The 19,739-nt window shown below is 72.3% G+C and carries 17 protein-coding genes; 14 read left to right on the plus strand and 3 right to left on the minus strand.

What is annotated here, in order from left to right; genetic code table 11:
* The first annotated feature begins 104 nt into the window (after window positions 1–104).
* The 5 genes from hrcA (at window position 105) to OG252_RS33420 (ending at window position 4,818) form a co-directional block, all read left to right on the plus strand.
* The gene (gene hrcA, locus OG252_RS33400) at window positions 105–1,121 is read left to right on the plus strand and encodes a heat-inducible transcriptional repressor HrcA (protein ID WP_266439652.1); all 1,017 of its coding nucleotides are present in this window, start codon (window positions 105–107) and stop codon (window positions 1,119–1,121) included.
* A complete protein-coding gene (gene dnaJ / locus OG252_RS33405) occupies window positions 1,122–2,261 on the plus strand; it encodes a molecular chaperone DnaJ (protein ID WP_266439653.1) in 1,140 nt (379 codons plus the stop codon).
* A 327-nt stretch (window positions 2,262–2,588) separates the two neighbouring features.
* Complete coding sequence (locus OG252_RS33410) at window positions 2,589–3,662, plus strand: nitronate monooxygenase (protein ID WP_329340790.1); 1,074 nt, start codon at window positions 2,589–2,591, stop codon at window positions 3,660–3,662.
* Window positions 3,659–4,399, plus strand: a complete 741-nt coding sequence (locus OG252_RS33415) for a 16S rRNA (uracil(1498)-N(3))-methyltransferase (protein WP_266439656.1) — start codon at window positions 3,659–3,661, stop codon at window positions 4,397–4,399. The genes OG252_RS33410 and OG252_RS33415 overlap by 4 nt, the downstream gene beginning before the upstream one ends.
* A 23-nt stretch (window positions 4,400–4,422) precedes the next feature.
* On the plus strand, window positions 4,423–4,818 hold the full coding sequence (locus tag OG252_RS33420) for a VOC family protein (protein ID WP_329340792.1): 396 nt from the start codon (window positions 4,423–4,425) through the stop codon (window positions 4,816–4,818).
* Here the strand turns inward: OG252_RS33420 and OG252_RS33425 are convergent.
* A complete protein-coding gene (locus OG252_RS33425) occupies window positions 4,760–5,158 on the minus strand; it encodes a hypothetical protein (protein WP_329340793.1) in 399 nt (132 codons plus the stop codon). The genes OG252_RS33420 and OG252_RS33425 overlap by 59 nt on opposite strands.
* An 81-nt stretch (window positions 5,159–5,239) precedes the next feature.
* Between OG252_RS33425 and OG252_RS33430 the strand changes: the two genes are divergently transcribed.
* The 5 genes from OG252_RS33430 to OG252_RS33450 all read left to right on the plus strand — a co-directional run bounded on the left by OG252_RS33430 (window position 5,240) and on the right by OG252_RS33450 (window position 11,836).
* Window positions 5,240–5,770 (plus strand): hypothetical protein, encoded by a 531-nt coding sequence (locus OG252_RS33430; RefSeq protein WP_329340795.1) that lies wholly within the window; start codon window positions 5,240–5,242, stop codon window positions 5,768–5,770.
* A 429-nt stretch (window positions 5,771–6,199) separates the two neighbouring features.
* The gene (locus OG252_RS33435) at window positions 6,200–9,424 is read left to right on the plus strand and encodes a S41 family peptidase (protein WP_329340797.1); all 3,225 of its coding nucleotides are present in this window, start codon (window positions 6,200–6,202) and stop codon (window positions 9,422–9,424) included.
* 133 nt (window positions 9,425–9,557) lie between these two features.
* Entirely contained in the window at window positions 9,558–9,911 is a 354-nt protein-coding gene (locus tag OG252_RS33440) for a histidine triad nucleotide-binding protein (protein ID WP_266439664.1), read from the plus strand.
* 6 nt (window positions 9,912–9,917) lie between these two features.
* A complete protein-coding gene (locus tag OG252_RS33445; protein WP_329340799.1) occupies window positions 9,918–10,823 on the plus strand; it encodes a ribonuclease Z in 906 nt (301 codons plus the stop codon).
* 20 nt (window positions 10,824–10,843) lie between these two features.
* The gene (locus OG252_RS33450) at window positions 10,844–11,836 is read left to right on the plus strand and encodes an adenosine deaminase (RefSeq protein ID WP_329340801.1); all 993 of its coding nucleotides are present in this window, start codon (window positions 10,844–10,846) and stop codon (window positions 11,834–11,836) included.
* Window positions 11,837–11,848: 12 nt separating this feature from the next.
* On the opposite strand, the gene OG252_RS33455 is transcribed toward OG252_RS33450, so the two are convergent.
* Together OG252_RS33455 and OG252_RS33460 are read right to left on the minus strand one after the other, a co-directional pair.
* Complete coding sequence (locus OG252_RS33455; RefSeq protein WP_329340803.1) at window positions 11,849–13,186, minus strand: MFS transporter; 1,338 nt, start codon at window positions 13,184–13,186, stop codon at window positions 11,849–11,851.
* Between the two features lie 199 nt (window positions 13,187–13,385).
* Window positions 13,386–14,168 (minus strand): IclR family transcriptional regulator, encoded by a 783-nt coding sequence (locus tag OG252_RS33460; RefSeq protein WP_329340805.1) that lies wholly within the window; start codon window positions 14,166–14,168, stop codon window positions 13,386–13,388.
* Window positions 14,169–14,273: 105 nt separating this feature from the next.
* Here OG252_RS33460 and OG252_RS33465 point away from each other — a divergent pair, with 105 nt between their 5' ends.
* The 4 genes from OG252_RS33465 to OG252_RS33480 all read left to right on the plus strand — a co-directional run bounded on the left by OG252_RS33465 (window position 14,274) and on the right by OG252_RS33480 (window position 19,735).
* The gene (locus OG252_RS33465) at window positions 14,274–15,215 is read left to right on the plus strand and encodes a 5-dehydro-4-deoxyglucarate dehydratase (RefSeq protein WP_329340807.1); all 942 of its coding nucleotides are present in this window, start codon (window positions 14,274–14,276) and stop codon (window positions 15,213–15,215) included.
* The gene (locus OG252_RS33470) at window positions 15,212–16,501 is read left to right on the plus strand and encodes a glucarate dehydratase family protein (protein WP_329340809.1); all 1,290 of its coding nucleotides are present in this window, start codon (window positions 15,212–15,214) and stop codon (window positions 16,499–16,501) included. The genes OG252_RS33465 and OG252_RS33470 overlap by 4 nt, the downstream gene beginning before the upstream one ends.
* Before the next feature lie 857 nt (window positions 16,502–17,358).
* Window positions 17,359–18,501 (plus strand): carbohydrate kinase family protein, encoded by a 1,143-nt coding sequence (locus OG252_RS33475; protein WP_266439674.1) that lies wholly within the window; start codon window positions 17,359–17,361, stop codon window positions 18,499–18,501.
* A gap of 175 nt (window positions 18,502–18,676) precedes the next feature.
* Window positions 18,677–19,735: a PhoH family protein gene (locus OG252_RS33480; protein WP_266439676.1), complete on the plus strand. Its 1,059-nt coding sequence runs from the start codon at window positions 18,677–18,679 to the stop codon at window positions 19,733–19,735.
* The last annotated feature ends 4 nt before the right edge of the window (window positions 19,736–19,739 follow it).

Below are 19,739 nucleotides of genomic sequence, written 5' to 3' on the forward strand. Positions count from 1 at the left end.
CCGGGCGTACCCGACAGCCGTACACTGGCCGGGGTGGGTTGGCACTCGGAAGTGACGAGTGCCAGGCGGGGCGCCGAGGGGTCGACTTTCTGGAGGTGTGCGCGATGCTGAGTGAACGCAGGCTTCAGGTGCTGCGCGCCATCGTCCAGGACTACGTCGGCACCGAGGAGCCGGTCGGCTCCAAGGCGCTCACCGAGCGGCACAACCTCGGTGTCTCCCCGGCGACCGTGCGTAACGACATGGCGGCCCTGGAGGACGAGGGGTTCATCGCCCAGCCGCACACCAGCGCGGGGCGGATCCCGACCGACAAGGGCTATCGGCTGTTCGTCGACAAGCTGGCCGGCGTCAAGCCGATGACCGGGCCCGAGCGGCGCGCGATCCAGAACTTCCTCGACGGCGCCGTCGATCTGGACGACGTCGTGGCGCGGACCGTACGGCTGCTCGCGCAGCTGACGCGGCAGGTCGCCGTCGTGCAGTACCCGTCGCTCACGCGGTCGACGGTGCGGCACGTCGAGCTGCTGTCGCTGGCCCCCGCGCGCGTGATGCTCGTCCTGATCACGGACACCGGGCGGGTCGAGCAGCGGATGGTCGACTGCCCGGCGCCGTTCGGTGAGGCGTCGCTGGCCGATCTGCGGGCACGGCTCAACAGCCGGATCGCAGGTCGCCGCTTCGCCGATGTGCCGCAGCTGGTGGAGGACCTGCCAGAGGGCTTCGACACCGAGGACCGCGGCACCGTCTCGACGGTGCTCTCCACTCTGCTGGAGACGCTCGTCGAGGAGAACGAGGAGCGGCTGATGATCGGCGGCACCGCCAATCTCACCCGCTTCGGACATGACTTTCCCCTCACCATCCGGCCCGTTCTGGAAGCCTTGGAGGAGCAGGTCGTGCTTCTCAAGCTCCTTGGCGAGGCGGGGGATTCGGGCATGACCGTACGCATCGGTCACGAGAACGCCTACGAGGGACTCAACTCCACTTCGGTGGTGTCGGTCGGCTACGGTTCGGGCGGCGAGGCAGTCGCCAAGCTCGGCGTGGTCGGACCGACCCGCATGGATTACCCGGGAACGATGGGAGCGGTACGCGCAGTGGCACGGTACGTCGGACAGATCCTGGCGGAGTCGTAAGTGGCCACGGACTACTACGCCGTTCTCGGCGTGCGCCGCGACGCGTCGCAGGAAGAGATCAAGAAGGCCTTCCGGCGGCTCGCACGCGAGCTGCATCCGGACGTCAACCCCGATCCGAAGACCCAAGAGCGGTTCAAGGAGATCAACGCCGCCTACGAGGTGCTGTCGGACCCGCAGAAGAAGCAGGTCTACGACCTCGGCGGCGACCCGCTCTCGCAGGCCGGCGGCGCCGGTGGCGCGGGCGGCTTCGGCGCGGGCGGCTTCGGGAACTTCTCGGACATCATGGACGCCTTCTTCGGTACGGCGTCCCAGCGGGGTCCGCGCTCGCGCACCCGGCGCGGCCAGGACGCGATGATCCGGCTGGAGGTCGAGCTCGACGAGGCGGCCTTCGGCACCACGAAGGACATCCAGGTCGACACGGCGATCGTCTGCACCACCTGCAGTGGTGAGGGCGCGGCGCCGGGGACCTCCGCGCAGACCTGTGACATGTGCCGCGGCCGCGGTGAGGTGTCGCAGGTGACGCGGTCCTTCCTGGGCCAGGTCATGACCTCGCGCCCCTGCCCGCAGTGCCAGGGCTTCGGCACGGTGGTCCCGACGCCGTGCCCGGAGTGCGCCGGCGACGGGCGGGTACGGTCCCGCCGGACCCTCACCGTCAAGATCCCCGCCGGTGTCGACAACGGCACCCGCATCCAGCTCGCCGGCGAGGGCGAGGTCGGGCCCGGTGGCGGTCCCGCCGGTGACCTGTACGTCGAGATCCACGAGCTGCCGCACTCGCAGTTCCAGCGGCGCGGCGACGATCTGCACTGCACGGTCACGCTGCCGATGACCGCGGCGTCCCTCGGGACCAAGGTCCCGCTGGAGACCCTCGACGGTCTGGAAGAGGTCGACATCCGCCCGGGCACCCAGTCCGGCCAGTCGATCCCGCTGCACGGCCGTGGCGTCACGCACCTGCGCGGCGGCGGGCGCGGCGACCTCATCGTCCACGTCGAGGTCCAGACCCCGAACAAGCTGGATCCCGAGCAGGAGCGGTTGCTGCGTGAGCTGGCCAAGCTGAGGGGCGAGGAGCGGCCTCTGGGGCAGTTCCAGCCGGGGCAGCAGGGGTTGTTCTCGCGGTTGAAGGACGCCTTCAATGGCCGCTGACGCGCGCTGAGGGAGGGCTGCCGGGGGTCCGGGGGTTGTCCCCCGGGCAGACACAGTCAGCCGGGGCAGCAAGGGTTGTTCTCGCGGTTGAAGGATGCGTTCAACGGTCGCTGACGGGGTGGCTGCGGGCGGCATTTTTCGCCCCCGCCGCCCTACCCTTCCCGTCCCTGGGGGGCTGCGCCCCCCAGACCCCCCTGTCGGCCCGAAGGGCCTCGTCCTCAAACGCCGGACGGGCTGGATGCGCGCCGGACGGGCTGGTTGCAGCTGGCGTATGCCAAGGGGAACGCTCGATTCGGACTTGTTCGGGGGACGTGACAACATGCCGTCATGTCCTCCGCACTGACCGATCTCTTCCCCTATCCGATCGTGCAGGCCCCCATGGCGGGCGGCGTCTCCGTGCCGACGCTCGCCGCGGCCGTGTCCGAGGCCGGCGGGCTGGGGTTCCTCGCTGCCGGGTACAAGACGGCCGACGGCCTGTATCAGGAGATCAAGCAGCTGCGGAGCCTCACGGCCCGCCCCTTCGGCGCGAACCTCTTCATGCCGCAGCCGGAGTACGCGGACCCGGCCGCCGTCGACGTGTACGCCCACCAGCTGGCCGGCGAGGCCGCCTGGTACGAGACCGAGCTCGGCGACCCGGAGAGCGGCCGCGACGACGGCTACGAGGCCAAGCTCGCGGTGCTGCTCGACAACCCGGTGCCGGTGGTGTCGTTCCACTTCGGTGTGCCGAGCCCGGACGTCCTGGAGTCGCTGCGCCGGGCCGGCACCTTCACCCTGGTCACCGCGACCACCGCGGAGGAGGCCCTCGCCGTGGAGCGGGCGGGTGCCGACGCGGTGATCGCGCAGGGCGTGGAGGCGGGCGGCCATCAGGGCACGCACCGTGACATCCCGGAGACCGACGGCTCCGGGATAGGCCTGCTCTCCCTGATCGCGCAGGTCCGCGAGACCGTGGCCATCCCGATCGTCGCCGCCGGCGGCATCATGCGCGGCAGCCAGATCGCCGCCGTGCTGGCCGCGGGCGCGAGCGCGGCCCAGCTCGGCACGGCGTTCCTCGCCACCCCCGAGTCCGGCGCGAGCGCCGTGCACAAGCAGGCACTGACCAACCCCCTTTTCGTGCGTACCGAGTTGACCCGCGCCTTCTCCGGCCGCCCGGCCCGCGGGCTGGTCAACCGCTTCCTGCGCGAGCACGGCCCGTACGCCCCCGCGGCCTACCCGGAGATCCACCACCTGACCTCGCCGCTGCGCAAGGCGGCCGCCAAGGCGGGCGACGCGCAGGGCATGGCGCTGTGGGCTGGGCAGGGGTTCCGGATGGCCCGCGAACTGCCCGCCGGGCAGCTGGTGGAGGTGCTGGCGGCCGAACTCGGCGCCGCCAGGACAGCGTTGTCGCGAGGCGGGGCGCTGTGACGGCGCCGGTGTTCGTCGTCGAGCACTTCGACGCGGGCGGCGGCGGACAGTACGTTCTCGACGGCCCCGAGGGGCGGCACGCCGTCTCGGTCAAGCGGCTTCGGGCCGGGGAGAGCCTCGTCCTCACCGACGGTGCCGGGCGCTGGGCCGAGTGCGACGTGGTCGGCACCGAGGGCAAGGACCGGCTGATCGTCCACATGACGGGCGTCGCCGAGGAACCTGCGCCGTCCCCCCGCATCACCGTCGTGCAGGCTCTTCCCAAGGGCGACCGGGGCGAGTTGGCCGTCGAGACGATGACCGAGACCGGCGTCGACGCGATCGTGCCCTGGGCGGCCTCCCGTTGCATCACGCAGTGGAAGGGCGACCGCGGTCTGAAGGCGCTCGGTAAGTGGCGGGCCACCGCCCGCGAGGCCGGCAAGCAGTCCCGCCGGGTCCGCTTCCCCGAGGTCGCGGACGCAGCGACGAGCAAGCAGGTTGCGGCACTTCTCGCCAAAGCCGACTTCGCCGCCGTCCTGCACGAGAGCGGCGCGGAGACCCTGGCCACCGCCGAACTGCCCGCCGAGGGCGAGATCGTGCTCGTCGTCGGCCCCGAAGGCGGGGTCTCCCCCGAGGAGTTGGCGCTCTTCGAGGAGGCGGGCGCGAAGGCGTACCGGCTCGGGCCGACCGTGCTGCGCACGTCGACCGCCGGGACCGCCGCGACCGCCCTGCTCCTCGGCCGCTCCGGCCGCTGGTCCTGACTCTGCCCTCGGGAGAACGGTTCATGGAACTCGCCCAGGTACGCCTGCTCGTCGGCGACTTCGCCGCCTGTTACCGCTTCTACGCCGACGTCCTCGGCCTGAAGCCGCAGTCGGGGGCGACCGAGGGGCCGTACGAGAAGTTCAGCCCGGCCGTCGGCTCCGCGGGAATCGCCCTCCAGGACCGGGACATGATGTCCGCGGTCCTCGGCGACGAGCTGGGCGACGGGGCCACCGGCCACCGCTCCCTGGTGGTGCTGCGCGTCGATGACCTGGACGCATACTGCGCGCAGGTCACCGCTCGCGGGGCGACCCTGCTGTACGGACCGGCCGCGATGACCGACCGGATGCGGGTCGCGCACCTCAAGGACCCGGAGGGCAACCTGGTGGAGCTTCAGGAGTGGCTGCTGCTGCGCGGCTGACGGCCACGGCCGGCAGCAGGTCCCAGCCGTCCAACTCGCCGCCGCCGGACAGCAGTCCGCGCCTCGACGCCTCGTCGACCAGGGCGCGTACGACGCCGGGTTCGTTCAGGTTGGCGTAGTGGCCGTGGGCGTCGCTCACGCCGCCCGAGTGGCCGGGGTAGCCGCCGCCGGCGTCGCGTCCCTCGCCGGACCGGAAGACGATCCGGGTGCGGATGCCGTCGCGGTTCAGGCTGAGGGTCTCGCGGCAGGGCTCGCCGTCGCCGTGCCGGTGGCGGACGGTCCACAGGTAGACGGTCCGCTCGTCCACGACGAGCCTTCGCGGGCTGTGTTGCTTGCGCATCCGTCCACGGTAGAGGTGGGGCGCGCGGGGTGGCCATATGCGCTCTACCGCGACGGCCGGGACGGTGGCAGGCTGCCGCGCATGGGGGCGTTGAGGAGGATTCGGCGTCGGCCGCGCGGGCGGCGGGTGGCGGCTGCGGTGGTGCTGGGCGTGCTCGCCGTGGGCGGGACGGTCGCCTGCGATCCGAGCGGACTGAACTCCGCGACCGTGGCGTACACGACCGACCAGACCGTGACGGACGAGCTGGAGCGGCAGAACGCGGATGTGCGCTGGCTCAACTGCACGGCCTCGTACGGCGACAGCGGCTCGACGCCCACGGCCACCGAGAACGCCGTCGCCGAGGTCGACTGCGAGGGCGAGACCGACGACGGCAAGGACATCACCGTCACCGGCAAGGTCACCCGCGCGGTCAGCGGTGCGTGTGTGCGCGGGGACCTCACCGCGAAGATCGACGGCAAGGAGTGGTTCCACGTGGAGGGGCTGGGGAACTGCAACGCGCGGACCACCCCGCCCGTCAACAACCCCGACCAGCCGGGGCCGACGGTCACGGTGACCGTCACCAAGACCGTCTACTGCCAGAAGGCGCCCCAGTGCTGGCCGGACGGCAAGTGAGCCGCCGTCCGGGGCGGTCGCGTGATCCAAACCTGCTTCAAACCGTCCCTGTGGACTGAGCAGGAGTGAGTCTGCTCAGCCGCACGCCCCGAACGGTCTTGGGCGCACTGGTCCCCGGCGTACTCGACCCCGGGGCAGCGACACGGATCGTGTCCGTGGTCCGATCCCGGGAGGCCGGTTCCCTCACGACCTGGCCAGATGGGTACAGCCAGAGGCGACGGGGAGGCCCTGAACCATCACTCCGGTGGAGCGGGGGCCCCGCACGCTGGCGCCGTACCCGGCGTCCCAGATCACACGATCACCGTAGCCCGAACGGACCAGGACGCCGCAAGCCCGTAAGTCGACCATCATACGATCGAGTTAAACCGTCCTCGTCTACATTCCCCGGCCCCCCTGTCCCCTGTCGCCGGGCGTGCATAGGGTGATCGGGTGACACAGTCAGCGACCGCCGCAGCCTCAGCGTATTTCCGGTTCCCCCACCTGCACGGCGAGTTGGTCGCCTTCACCGCCGAGGACGACGTGTGGCTCGCCCCGCTCGACGGCGGCCGGGCCTGGCGGGTCAGCGCCGACAACGTGCCGGTCACCCACCCCCGCATCTCGCCCGACGGCACCACCGTCGCCTGGACCTCCACCCGCGACGGCGCCCCCGAGGTGCACATCGCCCCGGTGGACGGCGGCCCCGCCAAACGCCTGACCCACTGGGGCAGTTCCCGCACCCAGGTGCGCGGCTGGACCGCGGACGGCGAGGTCCTCGCGCTCAGCACCTACGGCCAGGCGAGCCTGCGCCGCAGCTGGGCCCGCGCGATCCCGCTCGACGGAGGCCCGGCCACGACCCTGCCCTACGGACCCGTAGGCGATGTCGCCCACGGAGGTCCCGGCACGGTCCTGCTGTCCGCGCCGATGGGACGCGAGGCGGCCTGGTGGAAGCGGTACCGGGGCGGTACGGCGGGCAAGCTGTGGATCGACAGGGACGTCCGCGACGGGGAGGGTGTCGGCGAGTTCGTACGGCTGCACGAAGACCTGGACGGGAACATCGAGTACCCCGTGTGGACGGGGGACCGGATCGCCTTCCTGTCCGACCACGAGGGCGTCGGCGCCTTGTACTCCTCCCTCGCCGACGGCTCCGACCTGCGGCGGCACGCCCCACTCGACGGCTACTACGCCCGGCACGCGGCCGGGGACGGCACCCGGGTCGTGTACTCCTCCGCCGGTGAACTGTGGATCCTCGACGACCTCGACGGCGCCGAGCCCCGCCGCCTCGACGTACGGCTCGGCGGGCAGCACACCGACCGGCAGCCGTTCACGGTGAACGCCACCCGCTGGTTCGGGTCGGCCGCCCCCGACCACACCGCGCGCGGCAGCGCGGTCGCCGTGCGCGGAGCCGTGCACTGGGTGACCCACCGCGCCGGACCGGCCCGCGCACTCTCCGCCGAACCCGGCGTACGGGCCCGGCTGCCGCGCACCTTCCGCGCCGAGGGCGAGGAATGGGTGGTGTGGGTGACGGACGCCGAGGGCGACGACGCCCTGGAGTTCGCGCCCGCCACCGGCCACGCGCCCGGCGCCACCCCGCGCCGGCTCGCCGCCGGACAGCTGGGCCGCGTCCTCGGGCTCGCCATGGCACCCGACGGCAGCCGGGCCGCGGTCGCCGCGCACGACGGACGCGTCCTGCTCGTCGAACGCGAGACCGGCGAGGTCCGCGAGGTCGACCGCAGCGAGGAGGGCGACGTCTCCGGGCTGGTCTTCTCGCCCGACTCGGCCTGGCTCGCCTGGTCGCACCCCGGCCCCGGCCCGCTGCGCCAGCTGCGGCTCGCCAACACCACCGACCTGTCCGTCACCGAGGCGACCCCGCTGCGGTTCCGGGACTACGCCCCGGCGTTCACCCTCGACGGCAAGCACCTCGCCTTCCTCTCCAACCGCTCCTTCGACCCGGTCTACGACGAGCACGTCTTCGACCTGGCCTTCGTGGTCGGCGACCGCCCGCACCTGATCACGCTGGCCGCGACCACGCCCTCGCCGTTCGGCCCGCAGCGGCACGGCCGCCCCTTCGAGGCCCCCGACAAGGACGAGACGCCCGACAGCGAGGGCACCCCGGCCACCCGCATCGACCTCGAAGGCCTCGCCGACCGGATCGTGCCGTTCCCGGTGGAGGCGGCCCGCTACTCCAACCTTCGGGCCGCGAAGGACGGCGTGCTGTGGCTGCGGCACCCGGTGCGCGGTGTCCTCGGCTCCTCCCGGGCCACCCCGGACGACCCGGACCCGCACACCGAGCTGGAGCGCTACGACCTCGCCCAGCAGCGCATCGAGCACCTCGCCGCCGACGCCGACCACTTCCAGGTCAGCGGCGACGGCAAGCGGGTCCTGCTGTGGACCGACGGCCGGCTCAAGGTCGTGCCCAGCGACCGGCGCGCCTCGAACGACGACGACAGCGACACGAACATCACCGTCGACCTCACCCGCGTACGGCAGAGGGTCGACCCGGCGGCCGAGTGGCGGCAGATGTACGAGGAGACGGGCCGCGTCATGCGGGACCACTTCTGGCGCCCGGACATGAACGGGGTCGACTGGCCCGGCGTCCTCGACCGCTACCGTCCGGTGCTGGACCGGGTCGCCACCCATGACGACCTCGTCGACCTGCTGTGGGAGGTCCAGGGCGAGCTGGGCACCTCGCACGCCTACGTCGTCCCGCGCGGCGGCCACGGCGGCGGGCCCCGGCAGGGCCTGCTCGGCGCCGACATCTCCCGCCATGCGGACGGCACTTGGGTCATCGACCGCATCCTCCCGACCGAGACCTCCGACCCGGACGCCCGCTCCCCGCTCGCCGCGCCGGGCGTCGCCGTGCGCGCCGGGGACGCGATCGTCGCGGTGGCCGGGATGCCGGTCGACCCGGTGACCGGACCAGGGCCGCTCCTCGTCGGTACGGCGGGCAAGCCGATCGAGCTGACCATCTCGCCGTCCGGCGGGGGCGAGGTACGGCACGCGGTGGTCGTGCCGACGGCGGACGAGGAACCGCTCCGCTACCACGCGTGGGTCGCGGACCGGCGGGCGTACGTCCACGAGAAGTCCGGCGGCCGGCTGGGGTATCTGCACGTGCCGGACATGCAGGCGCCCGGCTGGGCCCAGATCCACCGCGACCTGCGGGTGGAGGTGGCACGGGAAGGGCTGGTCGTGGACGTCCGCGAGAACCGGGGCGGGCACACCTCCCAGCTCGTCGTCGAGAAGCTGGCCCGGCGGATCGTCGGCTGGGCCGTGCCGCGCGGGATGCGGCCGTACAGCTACCCGCACGACGCACCCCGGGGGCCGGTGGTCGCCGTCGCGAACGAGTTCTCCGGGTCGGACGGGGACATCGTCAACGCGGCGATCAAAGCGCTGGGGATCGGGCCGGTGGTCGGTACGCGGACGTGGGGCGGGGTGATCGGGATCGACAGCCGGTACCGACTGGTCGACGGGACGCTGATCACGCAGCCGAAGTACGCGTTCTGGCTGGAGGGATACGAGTGGGGCGTGGAGAACCACGGCGTCGACCCGGACGTCGAGGTCGTGCAGCGGCCTCAGGATCACGCTGCGGGGCGGGACATGCAGTTGGACGAGGCGGTTCGGCTGGCGCTGGAGACGTTGGAGTCGGCGCCTGCCAAGGTTCCGCCCGCGTTGCCGTGACCGTCCCTGGGGGCTCCGCCCCCAGACCCCCGGCCTGTGCCCACCCACCACCCGACTCGGTCGGACAAGAGGTGGACCTCGCCTCGATAGCATGCCCCTTGTAAGAGATCACCGGCGTGAAGGAGGCACACGCATGGCAGGGGAACCGCAAGGCGACTGTCTGTTCTGCAAGATCGTCGCGGGGAGCATCCCGGCGACGATCGTCCGTGAGACCGACACGACCGTCGCGTTCCGGGACATCAACCCCCAGGCGCCCACCCACGTCCTGGTGATCCCGAAGGCCCACCACCGGGACGCCGCCGCGCTCGCCACCGCCGCCCCGGAGCTCGCCGCCGACGTGCTGCGCGAGACCCAGGCCGTCGCCGACGACGAGAAGCTGGAGAGCTACCGCATCATCTTCAACACCGGCAGCGGCGCCGGGCAGACCGTCTGGCACGCCCACGCGCACGTCCTCGGCGGCCGCGGCCTCGAGTGGCCCCCCGGGTAACTCGACGTGTCCGTACGTGAACTGGTGGTCCTCGGCACCGCGAGCCAGGTCCCGACCCGGCACCGCAACCACAACGGCTACCTGCTGCGGTGGGACGGCGAGGGCATCCTGTTCGACCCCGGCGAGGGCACACAGCGGCAGATGCTGCGCGCCGGGGTCGCCGCGCACGACCTGAACCGGATCTGCGTCACGCACTTCCACGGCGACCACTCGCTGGGCCTCGCCGGAGTCATCCAGCGCATCAACCTCGACCGGGTCCCGCACGAGGTGACCGCCCACTATCCGCGCTCCGGGCAGCGGTTCTTCAACCGGCTGCGGTACGCCACCGCCTACCGCGAGACGGTCGAGCTCGTCGAGGCGCCGGTGAGCGCGGACGGGGTGATCGCCGAACCGGGCGGCTACACCCTGGAGGCCCGCAAGCTCTCCCACCCCGTCGAGTCCTACGGCTATCGCCTCATCGAGCCCGACGGCCGCCGCATGCTGCCCGACCGGCTCGCCGCGCACGGCATCAAGGGCCCGGACGTCGGCCGCCTCCAGCGCGAGGGGGTCCTCGGTGGTGTCTCGCTCGACGACGTCAGCGAGACCCGTCGCGGGCAGCGGTTCGCGTTCGTGATGGACACCCGGCTGTGCGACGGCGTGTACGCGCTGGCCGAGGGCTGCGACCTGCTGGTCATCGAGTCGACCTTCCTCGACGAGGACGAGCAACTGGCCGTCGAGCACGGACACCTGACATCAGGTCAGGCGGCCCGGGTCGCCCGGGACGCCGGTGTGCGGCACCTCGTGCTCACCCACTTCAGCCAGCGCTACTCCGAGCCGGACGCGTTCGAGCAGCAGGCGCGGGCCGCCGGGTTCGAGGGGGAGCTGACGGTCGCGCACGATCTGCAGAGGGTGCCGGTTCCGAAGCGTCAGTGAAACCCCCGTACCATGCTTCGATGCCCCTCCCCAAAGCTGAACTGCACCTCCATATCGAAGGCACCCTGGAGCCGGAGCTGGCTTTCGAGCTGGCCGCCCGCAACGGTGTCGAGCTGCCGTACGCCGACACGGACGAGCTGCGCAAGGCGTACCAGTTCGAGGACCTCCAGTCCTTCCTGAACCTGTACTACGAGCTCATGGCCGTGCTCCGCACCGAGCAGGACTTCGCGGACCTGGCGAACGCCTACCTCGCCCGCGCCGCCGCGCAGGGTGTCCGGCACGCGGAGATCTTCTTCGACCCGCAGGCGCACATGGCGCGTGGGGTCGCCATGGGGACGGTCGTCGAAGGGCTGTGGCGGGCGCTGGGAGAGAGCGAGTCCGAGCACGGCGTCTCCACGCAGCTGATCATGTGCTTCCTGCGCGACGAGTCCGCCGAGTCGGCGCTTGAGACCCTGGAGGCGGCGAAGCCGTATCTCGACCGGATCGTCGGCATCGGGCTCGACTCGGCCGAGGTCGGGCATCCGCCGGTGAAGTTCCGCGAGGTGTACGAGTCCGCCGCCGCCCTGGGTCTCCGGCGCGTGGCGCACGCCGGTGAGGAGGGGCCGCCGGAGTACATCACCGAGGCCCTGGACATACTCGGCGTCGAGCGGATCGACCACGGGCTGCGGTGCATGGAGGACGAGACGCTGGTCGCCCGGCTGGTCCGCGACCGGATACCGCTGACCCTCTGCCCCCTCTCCAACGTCCGGCTGCGTGCCGTCGACGTCCTCGCCGAGCACCCGCTGCCCGCGATGCTGGAGGCCGGGCTGCTGTGCACGGTCAACTCCGACGACCCGGCCTACTTCGGCGGCTACGCGGGCGACAACTTCGACGCCATACGCCAGGCGCTGGGCCTCGGTGAGGACCGGCTGCGTGAGCTGGCCCGCAACTCCTTCGTCGCGTCCTTCCTGGAGCACGACGAGGAGCGGCGGGCGCGGTATCTGGCCGAGGTGGAGGCGTACGAGTTCCCGTAGGCCGTCGGTCTGTCAGGACCCCGGTGCGGCGGTGCCCGCCTGCCGGGGTCCTGCCGTGTCGTAGGACTGCCGGGCCGGGACTGCCGGGGCGTCGATCGAGATCTCCACGACCGGCTGTTCGGAGAGCCCCGCCTGCGGGAGCGCGTCCGCCGGGGTGCCGGTCGAGGCGGCGACCACGGCGGCCGGGGTGCCGCCCCGGCGGCGCACCGCGCCGGTGAGCAGGGGGCGCCCGCCGGTGTGCAGGGCCACGGCGGTCATCGGGAGGGTGACGGCCAGGAGCCCGAGGGCGAGGAGCGCGCCCATGGCCGGGAAGCCGGCCTCGGCGGCCAGCAGACTGCCGATGAGCGGACCGGCCGCCGTACCGAGCGAGGACGCGGAGCCGACGAGCACCGCCCAGCGGCCGCGCGGGTCGAGGGAGGCGGCGAGGCCGATGACGTACGACAGGACGATCGGGTAGAGCGTGTTCCAGGCGATCTCGCCGGCCGCGAAGGTCGGCAGGTCGGTGGCGGAGGCGCTCAGCGCGATGCAGCCGGCGATGAGGACGGTGCCCGCGCCGACGGGCAGGGCCCGGCCGAGTCGCGGCCCGAGCGCGCCCGCGCCGATCACCCCGAGGAGCCCGGCGCCCAGCGCGACGGCGAAGACGACGCCGACGGTCGCCTCCGTCAGATGCGCCTGCGTGAGGCCGATCCGGCCGCTGACACCCCACAGGGAGTTCTGCGCGAGCGACCAGAAGAGCATGGCGACGGCGAGGACGAGACCGACGCGCAGGTGGGGCAGCGGGTCCTGGTTCCGGCGGGCCTGCCGGGTGGCGGCCGTACGGACCGGGAGGCGGCTCGTCAGAGGCCAGACGGCCGCCGCGGTCAGGGCGATCGCGGCGAGCGGCAGTCCGTGGGCGGGGCCGAGGTGCGGGACCGTCAGATACACCGTGCCCGCGAGCGCGGAGACGCTCAGCAGGCCCAGTGTGGTCGTGCGGTGCGGATCCCGCTGGGCGGCGATTCCGGTGGCGGCGACCGTGGTGGCCGTACCGGAGCCGAAGCCGCCGAGCAGGGCGCCCGCGACCACGGCCGGGACGGAGGCGGTCAGGGCGGCGGTGCCGTAGCCGACAAAGGCCAGGGCCAGTCCGGCGCGGGCCAGGGTCCGGGCGCCGATCCGCTCGACGCGGGAGGCGAGCACGAAGCCCGCCGACGCCGAACTCAGCAGCAGGGCACTGCCGATGGCGCCCGCCTGCGTGGCGGACAGCGGAAGCCCCGAGTCGAGTCTGCCGACGGTGGTCGGGAGGAGGTAGGGGGCGAGATACCCGGCCGTGAAAAGGGCGACGAGGGGCCAGGGCGTGGTGGTGCGGGCGAACACGGGCGTTCCCAGGGCATGCGAAAGAAGCGGCTCAGAAAGGGGGTGGGCGACGACCGTCGACGGACAGGAACGCGCGGGCAATTTGTATCAAGCACGTGGTTCGGTAAAGAAGCTGGGGGCGTGTGATGTGGCGCACGTTGCGTTTGGGGTGGGTGGGGTCGGGTAGACGAAGGCCTTTTTCCCGGCCTCTGGGTCCCCGCTAACGCCAGTGCGGCGCGCCGCCCGTGCCCGGCGCCGTCGCCTCGATCCTGCCCCTGATCTCCCGCATCACCGCGACGATCCGCTCCTCGTGCCCCGGTGTCAGCCGGGTCACCGGTACCGAGCAGCTGATGGCGTCCTGCGCGGGGGAGTCGTAGCGCAGGGCGAAGCCGAAGCCGACGATGCCGAGGACGCCCTCCTCGCGGTCGATCGCGTGGCCGCGGGCGCGGACCTGTGCCAGATCCGCCGCCAGTGACTCCCGCCCGGTGTGGGAGTTCGGGGTGAGGGCTTCGTACGGTCCCTCGGGCAGCTCGGCGTCGTCCCGCTCGGCCAGCAGGGCCTTGCCCAGGGCGCCGACGTGGGCCGGCAGCCGGCGCCCGACGCGGCTGATGGTCCGCAGGTACTCGTGCGACTCGCGCGTCGCCAGATAGGCCACCCCCCGGCCGTCCAGGCGCCCCATGTGGATCGTCTCGCCCAGCGCCTGGGACGCCTCGTCGAGATACGGCCGTACGACGCGCACGCGCGGGTCGGAGTCGAGGTAGCTGGTGCCGGTGAGCAGGGCGTGGAGGCCGATGCCGTACAGGGAGCCGGTGACGTCCGTGCGGACCCAGCCGCGCGAGATCAGGGTCTGCAGCAGCGCGTACATCGAGCTGCGCGGCACGCCCAGTTCGTCGGCGAGCTCCTGCAGCCGCGCCGGACGGTCGCCCCGCGTGGCGAGCAGTTCCAGCAGCTCGACCGTGCGCGCGGCCGACTTCACCTCGCGGACGCCCCCTGTCTCTGACATGCGTCGATCGTAAGCGGGGGTGCCGGGCCCATTGACGGGGATCGTTCGCGTATCTAATCTTCATCCTCATACGTGGATGTCGTCTACATGGGGAGATGAGTGAGGGTGACTCCTGAGACGGGCACCGTGGTGCGGAGGCTGCGGAAGGGCATGGCGGACGGCGTGCTGTCGTTCCCGCTGACCAGCTTCCACGACGACGGCTCCCTCGACCCGGACGGCTTCCGCGCCTACGTCGCGGAGCGGATCGCCACCGGCCCCGGTGCCGTCTTCCCCGCGTGCGGCACCGGCGAGTTCTTCTCGCTGGACGAGGGCGAGTACCGGCAGGTCGTCACCATCACCGTCGAGGAGGCCGGCGGGCGCGTGCCCGTCGTCGCCGGGATCGGCTACGGCTGGGCGCAGGCCGTCCGGTTCGCGCGCATCGCCGAGGAGGCCGGGGCGGACGCCCTGCTCGTCCTGCCGCACTATCTGGTCACCGCCCCGCAGGACGGGCTGGTCGCGCAGCTGGAGCAGATCGCGGCCCGCACCCGGCTGCCGCTCATCGCCTACCAGCGCGGCCAAGTCGCTTTCTCCGTGGCCTCGGTGAAGCGCATCGCCGACATCCCGACCGTCGTCGGCCTCAAGGACGGCCACAGCGACCTCGACCGGCTCCAGCGCCTCACCCTCGCCGCACCCGAGGACTTCCTCTTCTTCAACGGGGCCGCCACCGCCGAGATCCAGGCCCGGGCGTACGCCACCGTCGGCGTCCCCGCCTACTCCTCCGCCGTGCACGCCTTCGCCCCCGAGATCGCGAACGCCTTCTTCACCGCGTTCCAGGGCGGCGACGACGGCACGGTCGACAAGCTGCTGCGCGACTTCTACGTCCCGCTCGTCGAACTCCGCGACCGGGTGCCCGGATACGCCGTGTCCCTGGTCAAGGCGGCGGCCCGGCTGCGCGGCTGCCCGGTGGGACCCGTACGCGCCCCGCTCACCGATCCCTCGGCCGCCGACCTGGCCGACCTCGAGCTGCTGCTGGCCGCCGGACTCGACCTCGTGGGAGCCGCCCTGTGAACCTCTCCGTCACGGAGGTACGGCTGACGCCGATCCTGGTCGCCGACCCGCCGCTGCTGAACACGCAGGGTGTGCACCAGCCGTACACGCCCCGGCTGATCGTGGAGGTGGTGACGGCCGACGGGGTCACCGGCGTCGGCGAGACGTACGGCGACACCAAGTACCTGGAACTGGCACGGCCGTTCGCCCAGAAGCTGGTCGGACACCAGGTGAGCGACCTGAACGGGCTGTTCGTCCTCGCCGACGAGGTGGTCGTCGACAGCTCCCGCGTCGCCGGTCAGGTCGACGTCGGCGGGCTGCGCGGCGTCCAGACCGCCGACAAACTGCGGCTGTCCGTCGTGTCCGCCTTCGAGGTGGCCTGCCTCGACGCGCTGGGCAAGGCGCTCGGCCTGCCCGTGCACGCGCTGCTGGGCGGCAAGTTGCGGGATGCGGTGGAGTACAGCGCGTACCTCTTCTACAAGTGGGCGGACCATCCCGAGGGCGTGACGGCCGAGAAGGACGACTGGGGTGCCGCCGTCGACCCGGCCGGGATCGTCGAGCAGGCCCGGACGTTCACCGAGCGCTACGGCTTCACCTCCTTCAAGCTCAAGGGCGGTGTCTTCCCGCCGGACGAGGAGATCGCGGCCGTACGGGCGCTCGCCGAGGCGTTCCCCGGGCATCCGCTGCGGCTCGATCCCAACGGGGCGTGGAGTGTTGAGACCTCGCTGAAGGTGGCGAAGGAACTCGGGGACGTCCTCGAGTACCTGGAGGACCCGACGCTCGGTACGCCGGCCATGGCCGAGGTCGCCGCTCGGACCGAGGTTCCCCTCGCCACCAACATGTGCGTGACGACCTTCGCCGAGATCGAGGAAGCCTTCACCCGCGATGCCGTCCAGGTGGTGCTCTCCGACCACCACTACTGGGGCGGGCTGCGCAACACGCAGCAACTCGCCGCCATCTGCCGCACCTTCGGCGTCGGGGTGTCCATGCACTCCAACACCCACCTGGGGATCTCGCTGGCCGCGATGACCCATGTCGCGGCCACCGTCCCGGGCCTCCACCACGCCTGCGACTCCCACTATCCCTGGCAGTCGGAGGACGTGCTGACCGAGCGCCTCACCTTTGAGGGCGGCAAGGTCATCGTCTCGGACGCGCCCGGCCTGGGCGTCGAACTCGACCGGGACCGGCTTCGCTTCCTCCACCGGCGCTGGCTGGACGACGACGGGTCGCTGCGCGAGCGGGACGACGCGGCGGCGATGCGCATCGCCGAGCCGGGGTGGGTCACGCCGACCGTGCCGCGCTGGTAGAGCCCGGCGGCCCGGTCGGCTCCGCCGCGCCGCGGGTCCCGCTCCTGGGGCGGCGGGTGCGGCGAGAGCGCCGGCATCATGTGCGCCCGCGTGCGCGCCCGGCACGACCGGATCCGGACACGGGCGGGGAAGGCTTCGGGGCGGCCGCGGCACCGCCGGCCGCACCGGGCGCGCTCGGGAGGGCGCGGATACGTCCGGTACGGCCGTCCGGCACCTGCGGCGGCCTGCCGCACGGGCCGCACCTGCGGCGACCTGCGTCGGCCTGCCGCACCGGCGCGAAACCTGCCGCAACTGCCGCGACCTGCGGCGGCCCGTGGCAGCCTGTCGCACGGGCCGCACGGGCCGCACGGGCCGCACGGGCCGCACGGGCCGCGCGGGCCGCACGGGCCGCACCGGCGGCGACGTGCCGCACCTGCCGCGACCGGTAGCGACCTGCGGCGGCTTGCCGCACCGGCAGCGACCTGCGTCGGCCTGCCGCACCGGCGCGAAACTTGCCGCAACTGCCGCCCCTGCGGCGGCCTGTGGCAGTCGGCCCCACCGGTAGCGATCTGCCGCACCTGCGGCGGCCGGCAGCGACCTGCGGCGGCCTGCCGCACGGGCCGCATGCGGTGACCTGCGGCGGCTTGCCGCACCTGCCGCGACCTGTGGCGACCTGCCGCCCCTGCGGCGGCCCGTGGCAGTCGGCCCCACCGGCAGCGACCTGCCACAACTGCCGCGCCCGGCGACCTGTGGCGGCCTGCCGCACGGGCCGCGGTCTGCCGCGACCCGCGGCGACCTGCGGTGATGGTGTGACGACGGCGGGTTGTCTGTGGTGTGGTGCAGACTGGCCTGATCGGCACCACGTCAGGGAGCGCACCGTGATCGCGTCCACCGCGTCCACCGGAAAGGGACCGTCGCACTTCGGAGAGGCCGGGCACCCTCGGGCCCAGGTCGACCCGCTCACCGCCCTGCGCACACCCGGCGACCCGTCCTGGGACGTCTACCTCACGGGCACCGTCTTCCTCGACATCGTCTTCACCGGCCTCGACTCCGCCCCGGTGCGCGGGACCGAGTCCTGGGCGCGCGGGATGGGGTCGAGTCCGGGCGGCGTGGCGAACATGGCGACCGCGCTGGCCCGCCTCGGCCTGCGGACCTCCCTCGCGGCCGCGTTCGGCGACGACCACTACGGCGAGTACTGCTGGGACGCGCTGGAGACGGGTGAGGGCATCGACCTCGCACCGTCCCGGACCGTCCCGGGCTGGCACTCGCCGGTCACCGTCTCCATGGCCTACGAGGGGGAGCGCACCATGGTCTCCCACGGCCACGAGCCGCCCCCCGAGGAGCCCGCGCCCGACTGCCCGCCCCGCGCGCGTGCCGCCATCGCCTCCCTCACGCCGGGCAAGCGCGCGCCCTGGATCGCGCAGGCCGCCCGCAAGGGGGCGCGGATCTTCGGCGACGTCGGGTGGGACGACACGGGGGCGTGGGATCTGGCGGGGCTGGCCGACCTGGAGCACTGCGAGGCGTTTCTGCCGAACGCCGAGGAGGCGATGCGGTACACGGGGGCCCGGTGTCCGCGGCAGGCCGCGCATGCGTTGACCGACTACGTTCCGGTGGCTGTCGTCACGCTCGGTGCGGAGGGGGCGTACGCGGTGGACCGGCGGACGGGAGAGACGGCCGAGGTGCCTGCGATCGCGGTGGAGGCCCTCGATCCGACCGGGGCGGGGGACGTGTTCGTGGCGGGGTTCGTCACGGGGACGCTGGCGGGGTGGCCGCTGGCCGACCGGCTGGCCTTCGCGGGGCTGACGGCCGCCTTGTCCGTGCAGGAGTTCGGGGGGTCGTTGTCGGCGCCCGGGTGGTCCGAGATCGGTGCGTGGTGGCGGAGGGTGCAGTCGGTGGACGGGCAGGATCCGGCGGCGCTGGAGCGGTACGGGTTCCTGGCGGGCCTGGTGCCGGAGGCGGCGTCGCGGCCGTGGCCGTTGCGGAGGGCTGTGCCGACGATCGGGTTCGGGCGGTCGGCGTGAGCCTCTGCCACTCACCACCCGACTCGGCCACTCACCACCCGACCCGGTTGGATGAATCGGCAACCATAAAAGCCCTACGGCGTTGTCAGTGCACCGTCGTACCCTTGGTATCGCGAGGCCGCTCTCAGCTACGCGGCCGTGATGAGGAGGAACCGCAGGCCTACAGCGCCGGCCCATGACTCAGACACCCACAGCTCAGACCCTCGCGCAGGGACAGGCGAGAGCACAGTTCACCGTCCCCGCCCAGCACCCCATGGTGACCGTGCTGGGTTCCGGCGACGCCCTCCTACGCGTCATCGAGACGGCCTTCCCGGCGGCCGACATCCACGTCCGGGGCAATGAGATCAGCGTGGTCGGCGACACCGGTGAAGTCGCCCTCATCCAGCGCCTGTTCGCAGAGATGATGCTCGTGCTCCGCACCGGGCAGCCGATGACGGAGGACGCAGTGGAACGCTCGATCGCCATGCTCAGAGCGGGTGGCACCGGCGAGGCCGACGGCCGGGAGACCCCGGCCGAGGTGCTCACGCAGAACATCCTTTCCTCGCGCGGTCGCACCATCCGCCCCAAGACCCTCAACCAGAAGCGGTACGTCGACGCGATCGACAAGCACACGGTCGTCTTCGGTATCGGCCCCGCCGGCACCGGCAAGACCTACCTCGCCATGGCCAAGGCGGTGCAGGCCCTGCAGTCCAAGCAGGTCAACCGCATCATCCTGACCCGTCCGGCGGTCGAGGCGGGAGAGCGGCTCGGATTCCTCCCGGGCACCCTCTACGAGAAGATCGACCCCTACCTGCGCCCGCTGTACGACGCGCTGCACGACATGCTCGACCCCGACTCCATCCCGAGGCTGATGGCCGCGGGCACGATCGAGGTCGCGCCCCTGGCGTACATGCGCGGCCGGACGCTCAACGACGCCTTCATCATTCTGGACGAGGCACAGAACACCAGCCCCGAGCAGATGAAGATGTTCCTCACCCGGCTCGGCTTCGACTCGAAGATCGTGATCACCGGTGACGTGACGCAGGTCGACCTGCCGTCCGGCACCAAGTCGGGTCTGCGCCAGGTGCAGGACATCCTCGAAGGCCTCGACGACGTCCACTTCTCGCGGCTCACGTCCCACGATGTCGTACGGCACAAGCTGGTCGGCCGTATCGTCGACGCGTACGAGAAGTACGACAGCGAGAACGGTACGGAGAACGGCTCCCACAAGGGCGCCCGTAACAAGCGGAAGTAGACCA

Origin of the sequence: Streptomyces sp. NBC_01352, from assembly GCF_036237295.1 — a bacterium.
Lineage (GTDB): Bacteria > Actinomycetota > Actinomycetes > Streptomycetales > Streptomycetaceae > Streptomyces > Streptomyces plumbiresistens.

Excerpts from the sequence above, each read along its gene's own strand:
- OG252_RS33420 (WP_329340792.1), top strand. The coding sequence starts at position 4,423 with ATGGAACTCGCCCAGGTACGCCTGCTCGTCGGCGACTTCGCCGCCTGT.
- hrcA (WP_266439652.1), top strand. The coding sequence starts at position 105 with ATGCTGAGTGAACGCAGGCTTCAGGTGCTGCGCGCCATCGTCCAGGAC.
- OG252_RS33480 (WP_266439676.1), top strand. The coding sequence starts at position 18,677 with ATGACTCAGACACCCACAGCTCAGACCCTCGCGCAGGGACAGGCGAGA.
- OG252_RS33430 (WP_329340795.1), top strand. The coding sequence starts at position 5,240 with ATGGGGGCGTTGAGGAGGATTCGGCGTCGGCCGCGCGGGCGGCGGGTG.
- OG252_RS33425 (WP_329340793.1), bottom strand. The coding sequence starts at position 5,158 with ATGCGCAAGCAACACAGCCCGCGAAGGCTCGTCGTGGACGAGCGGACC.
- OG252_RS33450 (WP_329340801.1), top strand. The coding sequence starts at position 10,844 with ATGCCCCTCCCCAAAGCTGAACTGCACCTCCATATCGAAGGCACCCTG.
- OG252_RS33410 (WP_329340790.1), top strand. The coding sequence starts at position 2,589 with ATGTCCTCCGCACTGACCGATCTCTTCCCCTATCCGATCGTGCAGGCC.
- OG252_RS33460 (WP_329340805.1), bottom strand. The coding sequence starts at position 14,168 with ATGTCAGAGACAGGGGGCGTCCGCGAGGTGAAGTCGGCCGCGCGCACG.
- OG252_RS33440 (WP_266439664.1), top strand. The coding sequence starts at position 9,558 with ATGGCAGGGGAACCGCAAGGCGACTGTCTGTTCTGCAAGATCGTCGCG.